At 58.2% G+C, this 13,077-nt stretch carries 11 protein-coding genes and 3 tRNA genes; 12 read left to right on the forward strand and 2 right to left on the reverse strand.

Annotated features, from left to right (window positions below; translation table 11 throughout):
• The first annotated feature begins 35 nt into the window (after positions 1–35).
• The 5 genes from NE623_RS00260 to NE623_RS00280 are packed head-to-tail and all read left to right on the forward strand — an operon-like array spanning position 36 to position 4,577.
• Complete coding sequence (locus tag NE623_RS00260) at positions 36–1,223, forward strand: cation diffusion facilitator family transporter (protein ID WP_370866663.1); 1,188 nt, start codon at positions 36–38, stop codon at positions 1,221–1,223.
• A 17-nt stretch (positions 1,224–1,240) separates the two neighbouring features.
• Positions 1,241–2,416: an NAD(P)-dependent malic enzyme gene (locus tag NE623_RS00265; RefSeq protein WP_256271184.1), complete on the forward strand. Its 1,176-nt coding sequence runs from the start codon at positions 1,241–1,243 to the stop codon at positions 2,414–2,416.
• A gap of 2 nt (positions 2,417–2,418) precedes the next feature.
• Positions 2,419–3,258: a fumarate hydratase gene (locus NE623_RS00270; protein WP_256271241.1), complete on the forward strand. Its 840-nt coding sequence runs from the start codon at positions 2,419–2,421 to the stop codon at positions 3,256–3,258.
• A gap of 12 nt (positions 3,259–3,270) precedes the next feature.
• A complete protein-coding gene (locus tag NE623_RS00275) occupies positions 3,271–3,837 on the forward strand; it encodes a Fe-S-containing hydro-lyase (RefSeq protein ID WP_256271183.1) in 567 nt (188 codons plus the stop codon).
• Positions 3,834–4,577 (forward strand): class D sortase, encoded by a 744-nt coding sequence (locus tag NE623_RS00280; RefSeq protein WP_256271182.1) that lies wholly within the window; start codon positions 3,834–3,836, stop codon positions 4,575–4,577. The genes NE623_RS00275 and NE623_RS00280 overlap by 4 nt, the downstream gene beginning before the upstream one ends.
• 44 nt (positions 4,578–4,621) lie before the next feature.
• Here the strand turns inward: NE623_RS00280 and NE623_RS00285 are convergent.
• Positions 4,622–4,705, reverse strand: a tRNA-Leu gene (locus tag NE623_RS00285).
• A gap of 134 nt (positions 4,706–4,839) precedes the next feature.
• Here NE623_RS00285 and spoIVB point away from each other — a divergent pair.
• The 7 genes from spoIVB to NE623_RS00320 all read left to right on the forward strand — a co-directional run bounded on the left by spoIVB (position 4,840) and on the right by NE623_RS00320 (position 10,806).
• On the forward strand, positions 4,840–6,051 hold the full coding sequence (gene spoIVB / locus NE623_RS00290; RefSeq protein ID WP_256271181.1) for a SpoIVB peptidase: 1,212 nt from the start codon (positions 4,840–4,842) through the stop codon (positions 6,049–6,051).
• 288 nt (positions 6,052–6,339) lie between these two features.
• A complete protein-coding gene (gene spo0A, locus NE623_RS00295; RefSeq protein ID WP_256271180.1) occupies positions 6,340–7,098 on the forward strand; it encodes a sporulation transcription factor Spo0A in 759 nt (252 codons plus the stop codon).
• 153 nt (positions 7,099–7,251) lie between these two features.
• A tRNA-Phe gene (locus NE623_RS00300) sits at positions 7,252–7,327 on the forward strand.
• A 6-nt stretch (positions 7,328–7,333) separates the two neighbouring features.
• A tRNA-Gly gene (locus tag NE623_RS00305) sits at positions 7,334–7,409 on the forward strand.
• Between the two features lie 174 nt (positions 7,410–7,583).
• On the forward strand, positions 7,584–8,132 hold the full coding sequence (locus NE623_RS00310; RefSeq protein ID WP_256271179.1) for an ECF-type riboflavin transporter substrate-binding protein: 549 nt from the start codon (positions 7,584–7,586) through the stop codon (positions 8,130–8,132).
• 129 nt (positions 8,133–8,261) lie between these two features.
• Entirely contained in the window at positions 8,262–9,986 is a 1,725-nt protein-coding gene (locus NE623_RS00315) for an ABC transporter ATP-binding protein (protein WP_256271178.1), read from the forward strand.
• Positions 9,976–10,806: an energy-coupling factor transporter transmembrane component T family protein gene (locus tag NE623_RS00320; protein ID WP_256271177.1), complete on the forward strand. Its 831-nt coding sequence runs from the start codon at positions 9,976–9,978 to the stop codon at positions 10,804–10,806. Before NE623_RS00315 ends, NE623_RS00320 begins: the two co-directional genes overlap by 11 nt.
• Before the next feature lie 252 nt (positions 10,807–11,058).
• Here NE623_RS00320 and htpG read toward each other — a convergent pair whose 3' ends face one another.
• Complete coding sequence (gene htpG / locus NE623_RS00325; protein WP_256271176.1) at positions 11,059–12,960, reverse strand: molecular chaperone HtpG; 1,902 nt, start codon at positions 12,958–12,960, stop codon at positions 11,059–11,061.
• Between the last annotated feature and the right edge of the window lie 117 nt (positions 12,961–13,077).

Consider the following 13,077-nt stretch of genomic DNA (forward strand, 5'->3'; position numbering starts at 1 on the left):
TGAAAAAGGGGGCATTTTCTCTGATTGATTTTCTGATACGGTGCTTTGTAAAAAACCATGAAAACACCGCCGACCGCGCAGTCCGCACAGCCTGCGGCAACCTTGCCTGTATCGTCAGCGTGGTCTGCAATATGCTGCTGGCAGGCGGTAAAATCGCCGTCGGCGTGCTGACCGGCAGCGTGGCCATCACGGCAGACGGTATGAACAACCTCTCGGACGCAAGCTCCAACATTGTCAGTCTGGTGGGCTTCAAGCTGGGCGCACGCCCGGCGGACTCCGAGCACCCCTACGGCCATGCGCGGTATGAGTATCTGGCCGGGCTGGCGGTCTCGGTGATGATTCTCGTCATCGGCGTGGAGCTGCTGAAGGAGAGCCTTGCCAAAACGCTGCATCCCACGGCCGTGAGCTTCAGCTGGATTATGGTGGTGGTACTGGTCGCTTCCATCCTCGTCAAGCTCTGGATGAGCGCCCTAAACCGTAAAATCGGCACGGCCATCGAGTCCGAGACCCTGCTGGCCACGGCAGCAGATGCCCGCAACGATGTGATTACCACCGTTGCGGTGTTGGTGGCCACAATTCTGACCAAGCTCACCGGCTTTGCCCGCCTTGACGGCCTGATGGGTCTCGGTGTGGCGGCCTTCATCCTCTACAGCGGCGCCATGCTCGTCCGGGATACCATCGACCCGCTGCTGGGTGCAGCGCCTGACCCCGAGCTGGTCGAGCACATTGAGAAAAAGGCACTGAGCTACCCCGGTGTGCTGGGTGTTCACGACCTGATGATTCACGATTACGGTCCCGGCAGCCGTCTGGTCAGCTTCCATCTGGAAATGGACGCCAAGGACGATGTGATGCACAGCCATGATGTGATTGACCGCATTGAGCGCGACCTGCTGGTGGAGGACGGCCTGATTGCCACGATTCACTTTGACCCGATTGTGGTCGGCAACCCCCACGCGGATGAGCTCAAGGAGTTTTTGCAGAACGAGGTGCAGGAGCTGGAACCGCTGGCCAATATCCATGACCTGCGCATTGTGCCCGGCCCTACGCATACGAACGTGATTTTTGACTGCGCCGTCCCGGCGGAATATATGACCGACAAGCAGCACCGCGGTGTCAAGCTCGTCAACGCCCTGCGCAACTCTGTGCAGGCAAAATGGCCGGACCATTTCTGCGTCATAAAGCTGGAGCCCGACTACGCCCCGGCACACCACAAGGATAAATAAAACAGGGAGGACCCACAATGGATTACAACAAAGCAGCACTGGAGCTCCACAGCAAATTCCCCGGCAAGATTGCCGTGCAGAGCCTCTGCGAATGTAAGGACCGCGACGCACTCTCCACCGCCTACACCCCCGGTGTGGCCGAGCCCTGCCGCAAAATCAAGGCGAACCCGGAGGATGTCTATACCTACACGATGAAGGGCCGCACGGTGGCCGTTGTCACCAACGGCACGGCGGTGCTGGGTCTGGGCAACATCGGCCCCGAGGCCGGCCTGCCGGTTATGGAGGGCAAATGCGTACTCTTTAAGGAATTCGGCGGCGTGGACGCGTTCCCCATCTGCCTGAACGCCAAGACCAAGGAGGAGGTCATCGCCGCAGTCAAGGCGATTGCCCCGACCTTCGGCGGAATCAATCTGGAGGATATCCGCAGCCCCGAGTGCTTTGAAATTGAAGCCGAGCTAGAGCGTGAGCTGGATATCCCGGTTTTCCACGATGACCAGCACGGCACGGCCATCATCGTGCTGGCGGGCGTGCTGAACGCCCTCAAGGTGGTCGGCAAGCGCATTGAGGATGTGAAAATTGTCCAGAACGGCCCCGGCGCTGCCGGTACGGCCATCATCCATATGCTGCAGGTGGCGGGTGCCAAGCATATCATCGCCGTGGATGAGCACGGTATTCTGGTTCCGGGCCGCCCCGCCGGTCTGGAAGGCCATAAGGGCAAACTGGCCGAGGAGACGAACCCCGAGAAGCTCTCCGGCGGTCTGGCCGAGGCCATCAAGGGCGCGGACATCTTCATTGGCACCTCCATTGCGGGCGCACTGACGCCGGAACTGGCCGCCACCATGGCCAAGGATGCCATCGTCTTTGCCATGGCCAACCCCACGCCGGAAATCATGCCGGACCTTGCCAAGCAGGCGGGCGTCCGCGTGATTGGCACCGGCCGTTCGGACTTCCCGAATCAGGTCAACAATGTGCTGGCCTTCCCCGGCATCTTCAAGGGCGCGCTGTCTGTCCGTGCGCGGGACATCAACCCCGCCATGAAGATGGCCGCCGCACAGGCCATTGCGGGCCTTATCCCGGAGGAGGAGCTCAACGAGGAGAACATTCTGCCCAAGGCGTTTGACCCGCGTGTGGCGGATGCAGTGGCCGCGGCCGTTGCCAAGGCTGCGCGGGAAAGCGGCGTGGCACGCGTATGAGCATCCGTGAAATTCCGGCCGCCGCCGTCACCGACGCGGTAGAGGCCCTTTGTATCGAAGCCAACACCAGCCTGCCTGTCGATGTGAAGGCTGCGCTGGATGCTGCCGAAGCCGCCGAGCCGTGGCCGCTTGCCAAGGAGACGCTGGGCCTTTTGCAGCAGAATCTCTGCGTTGCCAAGGAAAAGAACCTGCCCATCTGTCAGGACACCGGTATGGCCTGTGTCTTTATCGAGCTGGGGCAGGATGTGCATATTGACGGTGATTTGAACGCCGCCGTCAATGAGGGTGTGCGCCGCGGCTATGAGAAAGCCTATCTGCGCAAATCCATCACGGCAGACCCCCTGCAGCGCGTCAACACAGGGGATAACACCCCGGCCTTTCTGACTGTGCACCTTGTGCCGGGCAGCGGCTGCAAAATCACGGTGGCCCCCAAGGGCGCAGGCAGTGAGAATATGAGCCGCCTGGCTATGCTCAAGCCTGCAGACGGCGTGGAAGGCGTGAAGAAATTCGTGCTGGACACCGTGGAGCAGGCCGGGGCCAACCCCTGCCCGCCCATTGTGCTGGGCATCGGCATCGGCGGCAGCTTTGACCACTGCGCGGCGCTGGCCAAAAAGGCACTGCTGCGCCCGCTGGACACCCCCAACGCCGACCCCTACTACGCCGCACTGGAAAAAGAGCTGCTGGACGCCATCAATGCCACCGGCTTCGGCCCGCAGGGCTTTGGCGGGGCTACCACCTGCCTGGGCGTTGCCATTGAGCAGAAGCCCACCCACGTGGCCTGCCTGCCGGTGGCGGTCAACATCAGCTGCCACGTCACCCGCCGCGCCAGCCGTGAGCTGTAAGGGAGGCTGAATATGCAATACAAATTGAACACGCCGCTTTCCAAACAGGATCTTGCGCCGCTGCAGGCAGGGGATACCGTGTTGCTCTCCGGCGTGGTGTACACCGCCCGCGACGCCGCCCACGCCCGTATGATGGAGCTGCTGGATAAGGGCGAACCGCTGCCGTTCCCGATAGAGGGCGCGGCCATCTACTATGTCGGCCCCACGCCGGAACGCCCGGGCTGTGCCATCGGCGCGGCCGGGCCCACCACCTCCGGCCGTATGGACGCCTACACGCCGCGTCTGCTGGATTTGGGCCTTGCCTGTATGATTGGCAAGGGCAAACGCACCGAGGCTGTCAAGCAGTCTGTTGTAAAAAATGGTGCGGTGTATCTCGCCGCCATTGGCGGTGCGGGCGCTCTGATGGCGGGCAGCGTGCAGAGCTGTGAAATCATTGCGTGGCCGGATTTGGGCTGTGAGGCCGTGCGTAAGCTGGTTGTCAAGGACTTCCCACTGACGGTCCTGCTGGACACCTACGGCGGTGATTTGTACCAAAGCGGCCCGGCCGCTTATCTGGCCAGCCGGGGAACACAGCTATGAGCCGCAAAAAAGCAGCGCGGTGCCTGGGGCTCTGCGCACTGGCGCTGGCTGTCTGTGTTGCTCTTGCGGCGGCGCTTGTCATTACGAAAAATAAACAGCAGGCGGAGGCGGCGGCCAACGCTGCCGCCGCCAGTGAGGCAGCCGCCCGCGCAGCGGAGGAAGAAGCTGCGCGGGCCGCCAGCGAGGCCGCCGCACAGGCTGCTGCAGAAGCGGAAGCTGAGCGCCTTGCCGAAGAAGCCGCCGCCAAGCGCACCGAGCAGGTGGCCGCCGCACAGGCCGAGCATGACAGTGTGCAGTACGGGGATAAGCTCGGCCGTGTCTGGGTCGAGGGCACAAAGGTAGACTGTGACCTCTATTGGGGTGACAGCGAGGGCCAGTTCAGCCGCGGCGCGGGCTGCCGCGCCGAGAGCGACTGCGTCCTGCCCGGCGAGAACGGAACCGTCTTTATCGGCGGCCACACCGGCAGCTATTTTTCGGATTTAGGCTCCACGCAAATCGGCTCCATCATCCATCTGGAAACAGACTGGGGTGATTTTACCTATCAGGTGACCGATATGCAGGTGATTCTGGAAACCGACATTGACAAGGTGCGTCTGAACGCCACCGAACCGAGCGTGATTCTCTACACCTGTTACCCCTTCGGCATCCTGACCCACACCACCCAGCGCTACGCGGTCTATGCAGACCCCGTCGCTGCCGACGAGTACGGCGTCATCCCCGCCGAATCCACCGCAGAATAAACCAAAAGCGAGGCTCCACCCACCCGGGTGAAGCCTCGCTTTTTTGGTGCGGCTAACAGGACTTGAACCTGCACGTCGGGGACACTGGACCCTAAAACCAGCGCGTCTGCCAATTCCGCCATAGCCGCATAACAAACATAGTATACTGTTTTTTGCGGGGATTGTCAATGAGAAAAACGTGCCTTCTGTCCCTTATGAAACTATGACTGCAACATAATCCGCACGGCAACGGCACATACTATCGCTAAAGTGAGGGATAGTTATGCGCAAAAGTGGCTTTTGGCGGCGCGCTGCGGCGGGGACGGTGGTTCTGGCACTGGCTGGCGCGGCCGTACTGGCAGGGCTTGCGGCGTCACTGCCGGATACGCTCTATACCGACGGTGCACTGCACGAGCTGACAGTTGCGTCAATGCCGTATCTTTCGGCAAAGAGCCGGCAGGGGCAGCTGCCTGCGGACAGCGCCGTGCCGGACAAAAGCGGCAATGTCACGCTTGCGCTGTTCGGCGTTGTGCCGGTCAAAACGGTGCGCGTTGTCAGCACCGAGCGCCGCACGGTGCGGGTTTGCGGCACGCCCTTCGGTGTCAAGCTGTTCTCGGATGGTGCACTGGTGGTGGCTTTTTCAGACCGCTACACCGCGCTGGGCAGCGAGAATCCCGGCAAGGCGGCGGGACTGCGGCTGGGAGATCTGATTATCTCGGCGGGCGGCAGGGCGGTGCGCAGCAATGATGACCTGACAGAAGCCATTCGCGCGGCGGGCGGTGCGCCGCTTACGGTGGTCTACCGCCGGGGCGGCACGCAGCACACAGCGCAGCTGACGCCTGTGCAGGATGAAAACGGCGAGTATAAGGCGGGCGTCTGGGTACGCGATTCGGGGGCGGGCATCGGCACAATGAGCTTTGTGGACACGTTGCACGGTACCTTTGCCGGGCTGGGCCACTCCATCAGTGACAGCGATACCGGTGCGGATTTGACGCTGCTCTCCGGCGAGATTGTCCCGGTCACCATCACCGGCTGCATCCGCGGCGCGGCAGGCAGCCCGGGGGAGCTGCGCGGTGAATTTTCCGCCTCCGCGGTGGGGCGCGTGCTGGCCAATGACACAGCAGGCATCTATGGCAGCTACAGCGGCCCGGCAATAGGGCAGGAACTCCCGGTTGCCAATCTGCAGGAGGTCAAGGTTGGCGATGCGGAGCTGTGGGCAACCGTGCAGGGGGTGACCGCCAAGCCATATAAAGTTAAAATAGAGCAGGTCAATATGACAGGCACTGACAAAAACAGGAATCTCCTGATAAAAGCCACAGACGAATCGTTACTGGAAATAACCGGCGGTATCGTGCAGGGGATGAGTGGAAGCCCTATTGTGCAGAACGGACGTCTGGCCGCGGTGCTGACCCATGTACTGGTCAACGACCCGACAGAAGGATATGCAATCTTTGCGGCAACTATGTTGGAAAAGGCGGATGCCGTCGCAAAATAAAAAATCCGGAAGAAAGCCGTCTGTTCGGAAAAAAGCAGAAAGAACAAACGCGACAGAGCATAAGCGCAAATTTTGTCGAAACAGTGCGGCAAACCGCAGAAGCAGGGCGAAAGAGCGCGAAAAAGAGAAAAACTTGTCGAACGAAAGTTGGCCGAAATCACAAATAAATGAAGATTCCCTATTGCGAGAAGTGGAAATTTATGGTAAAATTACCATCGTAAACAGAACTTGAGCAGGGTTTACGCGCAGAAATATGCGCAGCTCAGAAAGTATGGAGGGTATGCAACGATGGAAAAGATCAAATTTGTGATGACTGACACGGATGCACAGGTGTCCGCCCTATGCAGCAGAGCCTTGGAGGACAAGGGCGTTGCCGTGACCGTCTGCGAGAAGAACGGCAGCAAGGCCTTAGAGACCCTGTTGACCGTACATCCGCAGGCGGTTCTGCTGGATGCCTTTATGCCCGATCTGGACGCCATCACGGTCAAGCAACGGTACGAGGCCCAGAACACCAGCAACACCCGCACAGTGTTCTTTGTGACCGGGGCCTTCCAGAGCGAGGAGATGGAGCAGGAGCTGTTGGACAGCGGCTTTTCGTTCTTCTTTGTCAAGCCGTTTGATGAAACCGTGCTTGTCAACCGTGTGCTGAAGGCCGCGGGCACCACACAGCGCCCGCAGGCGGTCTCGCTGGACAGCGATGAGCTGACAGTGACCGAAATCCTGCACCAGATTGGCGTACCGGCGCACATCAAGGGGTACCAGTTCCTGCGCGATGCCATCCTGCTGACCATCGCCGACCACGGATACATCAATGCCGTCACCAAGCGCCTGTACCCGGAAATTGCCAAGCGCAATATGACCACGGCCAGCCGTGTGGAACGCGCCATCCGCCACGCCATCGAGGTTGCGTGGGACCGCGGCGATGTGGACACGCTGAACAGCTACTTCGGCTATACCATCCACAATCTGCGCGGCAAGCCCACGAACAGCGAGTTTATTGCCATGATCAGCGATAAAATCCGGCTGGACAAAAAGCGCCACGCCTGAAAACGGAACAGAACTACAGTATGGAATCGTATGGCCCTTCTGCGCCGGGTAGGCGCAGAGGGCTTTTCTGCGTTTTCCGAAAAAAATCACGAAAAAATCCGGAATCGCGCTTGACAAGCCTTCCGAAATCCTGTATAATCACTACTGTTGTTTGCCTCTGTAGCTCAGTCGGTAGAGCAGGGGACTGAAAATCCCCGTGTCATTGGTTCGATTCCGATCGGAGGCACCATTTTATGCGGCCGTAGCTCATCTGGTAGAGCGCCACCTTGCCAAGGTGGAGGTAGCGAGTTCGAGCCTCGTCGGCCGCTCCACAACGGAACCATCCCTCCGGGGGTGGTTTTTTTGTGCCCAAAAACGGCAAAAATAGTGCATACTGGCATTTTTGCCCATTGACATCCGCGGCGGCGCAACAGTATACTTAAACTGTTCCCTGATATTCTGTCACGGAACGATTGCGGTATATTATAATTAAGGAGTGCGGAATCATGAAAAACAACAACATCAAAACTTTCGTTGCCGTTGGCATCGGCGCAGCTCTTTTCTTCGTTCTGGGCCGTTTTGTGGCAATCCCCAGCCCGGTGCCCAACACCAACATCAGCCTGCAGTACGCCGTTCTGGGCCTGATGGCTGCTATGTACGGCCCTGTGGCCGGCGGCCTGATTGGCTTCATCGGCCATGCGCTCATTGACCTGTCCTGGGGCGGCATCCCGTGGTGGAGCTGGGTCATCGCCTCTGCCTTCACGGGTGTTGTTGTTGGCCTGTTTGCCAAGAAGCTGAATGTGCAGGAGGGCGACTTCAACAAGGCCAAGTTTGCCATGTTTGCCGTTGCAAACCTTATTGCGCATGCCGCTGCATGGATTGTGGTTGCCCCCGTGCTGGATATCCTGATTTATGCCGAGCCTGTCAAGAAGGTCTTTGCACAGGGCGCTTTTGCTGCCGTGTCCAACATCATCACGGCTGTCGTGGTCGGTGGCCTGCTGATTCTGGCCTACACCAAGACCATCGCCAAGAAGGGCTCTCTGGACAAGGAGTGATCCTCTGTAAATCCGTATGCCTTCCCACAAATGCGGGAAGGCATTTTGCTTGCATAGGCACGGCGGCACGGTGTGTGTCCGCCTGTTGTTATGCAGTGTTGTCTTAAAATTTTCCCCGCGAGGTGCCATATGGCTGAAACCAGAACCCCGATTATTTCTTTTCGGAACTTTTCCTTTCAATACCGCGCCCAGAAGCAGCCTACCCTGCATGACATCAATCTGGACATTTACCCCGGTGAGCGCGTCCTCATTGCCGGGCCGTCCGGCAGCGGCAAAAGCACGCTGGCGGATTGCATCAATGGATTGAACCCCTTTTCCAACCCCGGAGAGTGCACCGGCACGCTGACCGTGGACGGCGTCGATGCGCCTCACAGCAGCATTTTTGAGCTGTCCGGGCACGTTGGCACGGTTCTGCAGGACCCGGATGGGCAGTTTATCGGCCTGACGGTGGGGGAGGACATTGCCTTTGCGCTGGAAAACAGCTGCACCCCGCAGCAGGAAATGTACGAAATCACCAACCGTGCCGCCGCACTGGTCGGTATTGAAAACCATTTGGAATACGCCCCGCATGAGCTTTCCGGTGGGCAGAAGCAGCGGGTAAGTCTGGCGGGCGTTATGGTGGACAAGGTCAAGGTGCTGCTGTTTGATGAGCCACTGGCCAATCTGGACCCGGCGACCGGCAAGCACGCCATTGAGCTGATTGACACCATCCAGCAAAAAACCGACACAACTGTGCTTATCATTGAGCACCGGCTCGAGGACGTGCTCTGGCGCAGCGTTGACCGCATTGTGCTTGTCAACGAGGGACGTATTCTCGCGGATTTGCACCCGGACGAGCTGTTGTCCGGCTCTCTGCTGGCCGAGAACGGCATCCGTGAGCCGCTGTATGTCACAGCCATGCGGTACGCGGGCATTGCCATTACACCCGACAAGCACCCCGCGCACATTGACAACGTTGTGCTGGATGCAGCCGACACCGAAAAGCTGCGCGCGTGGTTCCGGGCCGCGCCGCTGCCTGCGCCCAAGCCGGCCCCGGAAACGCTTCTGGAGGTCAGGGGTCTGGGCTTCGGCTACACAAAGGGGCAAAACACCCTCTCTGATGTCAGCTTCACGATTGGCAGGGGCGAGATGGTCAGCATTGTGGGGCGCAACGGCGCAGGCAAGTCCACACTCTCCAAGCTGATTTGCGGCTTTGAAACGCAGGACCGCGGCGAAATTTTCCTGAATGGAAAGAATCTCAAGGATGAGAATATCCGCCGCCGCGCCCAGCACATCGGGTACGTGATGCAGAACCCGAACCAGATGATTTCCAAGACGATGATTTATGACGAGGTCGCTATGGGCCTGCAGGGCAGCGGCCTGAGCGAGAGCGAGATACGCGCCAAGGTCGAGGACACGCTGAAGGTCTGTGGCCTGTATCCTTTCCGTAACTGGCCCATTTCGGCGCTGAGCTTCGGCCAGAAAAAGCGCGTCACCATCGCCAGTGTGCTGGTGCAGGACCCGGAGCTTATCATTCTGGATGAGCCGACCGCGGGGCAGGACTTCCGCCATTACACTGATATTATGGAATTTCTGCGCGGTCTGAACGCCAAGGGCGTCACGGTGGTTATGATTACGCACGATATGCACCTGATGCTTGAATATACGCCGCGTGCGCTGGTTTTCTGCGATGGGCGGCTGATTGCCGACCGTTCGGCGGTAGCGGTTCTGTGCGACCCCGCGCTGGTGGAGCAGGCCGCGCTGAAGGAAACCAGCCTGTATACGCTGGCCAACCGCTGCGGCATTGAACCTGCGGAGAATTTTGTGGAGCGTTTCATCGCGGCTGACAGGGAGGTGCGCACAGATGGCTGCTAATACCGTTTTGAATTATATGCCGCGCAAAAGCGTGGTGCATGAGCTGACCGGCACAACCAAGCTGGCGTTTTTCCTGCTGTTCACCTTTGCCAGTATGATTACCTATAATATCTGGGTGCTGCTGGGGCTGATGGTTGTCAGCTTTGGCGCGTTCAAGCTCAGCCACATCAAGCTGCGTGAAGTCCGCTTTATGCTGGTCTTTATGCTGGTGTTTCTGGCGCTGAACGATTTCTTCATCTTTCTGTTTGACCCCAATCAAGGCACCAAGCTCTACGGCACCCGCACGGTGCTGTGCCATCTGTTCTGGCGGTATGACCTGACAGCGGAGCAGCTGTTCTATATCCTCAATATCTCGCTGAAATATTTTGTTGCGCTGCCGGTTGCCATTCTGTTTATCTCGGCCACCAATCCCAGCGAATTTGCCGCCAGCCTGAACAGCATCGGCATTTCGTACAAGGCAGGCTATTCGGTGGCCATTGCGCTGCGGTATATCCCGGATATTCAGCGTGACTACCACGCCATCAGTCAGGCGCAGCAGGCCCGCGGCGTGGAGCTGGGCCGCAGTGAGCCCTTCTTCAAGCGGCTGAAGAACTCGGTCAGCATCCTGTTGCCGCTGATTCTGACAAGTCTGAACCGCATTGATACCATTTCCAACGCCATGGAGCTGCGCGGCTTCGGCAAGAGCGACAAACGCACATGGTACACCCGCCGACCCTTCGCCCGCAATGACTTCATTGTCCTTGCGCTGGGTGCAATGCTTCTGCTCATCAGCATTGTTGTGACTGTCATATTTGGAAGATTCTATAATCCGTTTGTGTAAAAAAGTAAGCAGGGCCTGCTGTGGCGGACCCTGCGAACCAATCTCCAAATTAACGCGCAGTAGGGGCGGGGCTCTGCTCCGCCCGCGGAGCCTACCCGATAAATGAAAATTGCGGGCTGATGCGAGTATCAGCTCACGCAAAGCTCCCAAAAGCCTTTTCCCCAAAAAAATAACCCCGCGCCGCCACAGAGGCAACTATCCTCTGCAACGATGCGGGGCATTTTTATACTATAGCGGCAGCTTCATGCAGTTTTACTGCATCAAACCGCAGACCAGCTGTGCATACGCAACAGGGTCCTCAATGGGCAGGCCGGCAATCAGCAGGGCCTGGTCATACAGCAGCTCGGCGTACTTGGCAACCTTGTCCGTGTCACCGGCGGCGTGTGCAGCCTTCAAGGCGGCAAACACCGTGTGGTTCGGGTTCAGCTCCAGCACCTTGGTACTCTCCACACCCTCGGCGTTGGGCATACGGCGCAGGACCTTCTCCATCTCCATAGAGATACCGCCCTCGGCGCTCAACGTGACAGGGTGCTCCTGCAGGGTGGGGTTGACCTTGACCTCTTTAATTTTTCCGTTCAAGGCCTTCTTGATTTCCTCAAACAGGTCCTTATTCTCGGTCTCGGCAGCCTCGGCGGCCTTCTTCTCATCCTCGGTCTCCAGACCCAAATCGCCGGAGTTGATGTTCTGGAAGGTCTTTTCCTTGTAGTCGCGCATTACCTGCAGGCAGAACTCATCCACGTCCTCGGTGCAGAGCAGCAAATCATAGCCCTTGCTCAGAACAAGCTGGGCGTTGGGCAGCTTGCCCAGACGGTCGGTATCGTCACCAGCGGCAAAGTAGATGCACTTCTGGCCCTCGGGCATCTTTTCGATGTACTCATCCAGCGTGACCAGCTTCTGCTCCTTGGCGGAGTAGAACATCAGCAAATCGGCTAGCAAATCCTTGTGCATACCGTAGTCGCCGTAGATGCCGAACTTAATCTGACGGCCGAAGTTCTTCCAGAAGGTTTCGTACTTCTCGCGGTCATTGACGAGCATGGCGTGCAGCTCGTTCTTAATCTTCTTTTCCAGAGAGGTGCGCATCAGCTTGAGCTGGTTGTCCTTCTGCAGGGTCTCACGGCTGATGTTCAGGCTCAGATCCTCACTGTCCACAACGCCCTTGACAAAGCTGAAGTAGTCGGGCAGCAGGTCGGCGCACTTCTCCATAATCATAACGCCGGAGGCGTACAGCGCCAGGCCCTTCTCGTACTCCTTGGTGTAGTAGTCATAGGGGGTGGAGCCGGGGATGAACAGCAGGGCGGTGTAGGTGGCCGTGCCCTCGGTGCGGCTGGTGATGACACGCAGCGGGTCGGTGTAGTCCATGAACTTGTTCTTGTAGAACTCGTTGTAGTCCTCGTCCTTGACCTCGCTCTTCGGGCGCTTCCAGATGGGCACCATGCTGTTCAGCGTTTCCAGCTCGGTGTAGGTCTCATACTCGGGCTTGTAATCGTCACCGGCGTCCTCCGGCTTCGGCTTCTGGCGGGACTTCTCGCGGAACATCGTGATGGGGAAGCGGATGTAATCGCTGTACTTCTTGACGAGGTTGGCGATTTCGTAATCTTCCAGATAGTCACTGTACTTGTCGGTGTCGGTATCGTCCTTCAGCACCAGAATGATTTCAGTGCCAACATCGTCCTTGTCGGCCTCGGTCAGGGTGTAGCCCTCCACGCCGGTAGACTCCCACTTCCACGCTGTGTCAGCACCCTGCGCACGGGAGATAACGGTGACCTTCTTGGCCACCATGAAGGCGGAGTAGAAGCCGACGCCGAACTGACCGATGATGTCGATGTTGTCGCTCTGGTTCTCGGCCTTGAAGTCAAAGGAGCCGGACTTGGCGATGGTGCCGAGGTTCTTTTCCAGCTCCTCCTTGGTCATACCGATGCCGTTATCGCTGATGGTCAGCGTGCGGCTCTCCTTGTCGGGCTGGATGTGGATTTTCAAATCATCCTTCGTGATGCCGACGGACGTGTCGGTCAGGCTCTTGAAATAGCGCTTATCGCAGGCGTCCGATGCGTTGGAAATCAGCTCGCGCAGGAAAATCTCGCGGTTTGTATAGATAGAATTAATCATCAGGTCGAGCAGCTTTTTGCTTTCGGCCTTGAACTGACGCATAGCCATAGTAGAAAACCTCACTTATACAAATGAAATTAGCACTCGTTTATTTCAACTGCTAAAGCTAGTTTAGCACTCTTTTTTATAAAGTGCAACCCCTGTGCAGCGTTTTAACAAAAAATT

This window comes from Gemmiger formicilis (assembly GCF_024462815.1).
Taxonomy (GTDB): domain Bacteria; phylum Bacillota; class Clostridia; order Oscillospirales; family Ruminococcaceae; genus Gemmiger.

What these genes read in the sequence shown, in the direction of transcription:
- htpG (WP_256271176.1), bottom strand. Translation starts at nt 12,960, where the DNA reads ATGGCTATGCGTCAGTTCAAGGCCGAAAGCAAAAAGCTGCTCGACCTG.
- NE623_RS00275 (WP_256271183.1), top strand. Translation starts at nt 3,271, where the DNA reads ATGCAATACAAATTGAACACGCCGCTTTCCAAACAGGATCTTGCGCCG.
- NE623_RS00315 (WP_256271178.1), top strand. Translation starts at nt 8,262, where the DNA reads ATGGCTGAAACCAGAACCCCGATTATTTCTTTTCGGAACTTTTCCTTT.
- NE623_RS00280 (WP_256271182.1), top strand. Translation starts at nt 3,834, where the DNA reads ATGAGCCGCAAAAAAGCAGCGCGGTGCCTGGGGCTCTGCGCACTGGCG.
- spo0A (WP_256271180.1), top strand. Translation starts at nt 6,340, where the DNA reads ATGGAAAAGATCAAATTTGTGATGACTGACACGGATGCACAGGTGTCC.
- spoIVB (WP_256271181.1), top strand. Translation starts at nt 4,840, where the DNA reads ATGCGCAAAAGTGGCTTTTGGCGGCGCGCTGCGGCGGGGACGGTGGTT.
- NE623_RS00265 (WP_256271184.1), top strand. Translation starts at nt 1,241, where the DNA reads ATGGATTACAACAAAGCAGCACTGGAGCTCCACAGCAAATTCCCCGGC.
- NE623_RS00320 (WP_256271177.1), top strand. Translation starts at nt 9,976, where the DNA reads ATGGCTGCTAATACCGTTTTGAATTATATGCCGCGCAAAAGCGTGGTG.
- NE623_RS00310 (WP_256271179.1), top strand. Translation starts at nt 7,584, where the DNA reads ATGAAAAACAACAACATCAAAACTTTCGTTGCCGTTGGCATCGGCGCA.